A 1,633-nucleotide genomic window follows, 5' to 3' on the forward strand; every position below is an offset into this window, starting at 1 on the left:
TCACGCTGGGCCTTGATGCCGGCTTCGTCATTCTGCTCCTGGGTCGTGAGCTTTTCCTTGAGTTCGGCAGGAACGTTCACGGCTTCGAGGAGGCTCAAAGCCTGCTTGGCATGCTTCGTGATAGCGAGGCGCATACCGAGACCGAATTCGGCGTTGTCTTCGAAGAGGCTGTTGGCCCAAGCGGGACCGCGGCCTTCCTTGTTCTTTGCCCACGGAGTGGTCGGGAGGTTACCGCCGTAAATGGAAGAGCAACCCGTAGCGTTGGCGACAACCATGCCCTTTTGGGGCGTTCCCGCACATATATATGCGGTCGGGCTATATTTTAACGCACTTCGGGCGGCCCTATCGAACCGCCCGCAGCGCTGTTAAAACCAAGCCTCGCTACGCGAGTCTCGGCCCCAAGGGGTCACTATCCCTAACGCGCGTGTCTTTATTTGCAAAACAAGTTTTTTTGTATTTTTATAAAAACAAAAACTAGCGATATTTTGGAGGCTTTTTCTCTGCAACCATACTCATTCTAGAATTTGCTTTAATTATTTGAGCATTTTTAATTTTTATGCAATTGTCGTACCATTTTTGAGGATGAAATTCATTTGATTTATGTGCATCTGCAAAATATTGGTATAAATATGAATAAGTTATATTGTATTCAATAATATTTTTTAAATCTTCGGTAGATAAAGGTATGATTTTCATTCCGGTTATCCATTTATCTGGATTTTGTGGATCGCAATATATAAGATTTTTTCTTCCTCGAAAATCACCAATAACATTAATATGTAGAAAGGTTGTTACAAATACACAATAAGTGTTAATATTATTTGTTCTTAGCAAATGGTTTCCCAAATGCCTTGAAACAGGCTCCATTTCCATTCTCCGTTGGTTGGTACTGTCTGCTAGAGTCGCTTCTAAAAGTAAATTATGTTCAGGATAATTTGATGTGCTGTCATATTCATAAACGATGTCGGCCTCTCCGCCTCCAGCGTGAGTCACGGGCAATAAATTAGCATCTAAAGATAGTTTGAAATAATCAAGAATTTTACCCTTCTTTTCACTAATTTTATACCAAATGATTCCAAGAATATATTCGAAAATCGTTGGAACATCAGCATTTTCTGTTACCATGCGACAAATCTCGTCGTCTGATCTTAATTCAAATTTGTAGAGCAATGCTAAAAGCTTTTCGTCAGTAAATTTACTGTCAATAAGTTTGTTAAAACGTTCATACCTTAGCCTATCAACTTCGTTGTAGGCTGCTTTTATATTATTGACGTTTGAACCAAGATCTCTGTTTATTCCCTTAATTATGTTTTCTTCATTAAAAATCAACGCAGGACATATTTCTTCTAGAGAACTTCTTTTGAAACGCAAATCAGATTTTTTATAAGCTTGCTTGTATAATTCTGAAATAGCTGAGTTAAACAACTGCTTGGGAACTATGTCTAATTCAACTTTTTTTTCGTTAAATATAAAACAATTTGTAAGTCCAAGATATCGTCTATTTAAGTCGAGATAATCCTCTAACATGGATTTGGCTTGGTAACGTATATTTTCTTTCGCAAATTCCACTAAGGGGGTAAAAAAATAGGATGTTCCAATTTTTAGATTTGAAATAACCACAAATCAAACACAA

At 38.3% G+C, this 1,633-nt stretch carries 1 protein-coding gene and 1 pseudogene; both read right to left on the bottom strand.

All coding sequences use genetic code 11. From position 1 onward, the window contains the following. A pseudogene (locus tag BUB55_RS13720) lies at positions 1-275 on the bottom strand (hypothetical protein); the annotation flags it as partial. 199 nt (positions 276-474) lie between these two features. After that, positions 475-1,569: an AlwI family type II restriction endonuclease gene (locus BUB55_RS13725; RefSeq protein ID WP_073192441.1), complete on the bottom strand. Its 1,095-nt coding sequence runs from the start codon at positions 1,567-1,569 to the stop codon at positions 475-477. Positions 1,570-1,633: the final 64 nt, after the last annotated feature.

The organism is Fibrobacter sp. UWP2 (assembly GCF_900141705.1).
Lineage (GTDB): Bacteria > Fibrobacterota > Fibrobacteria > Fibrobacterales > Fibrobacteraceae > Fibrobacter.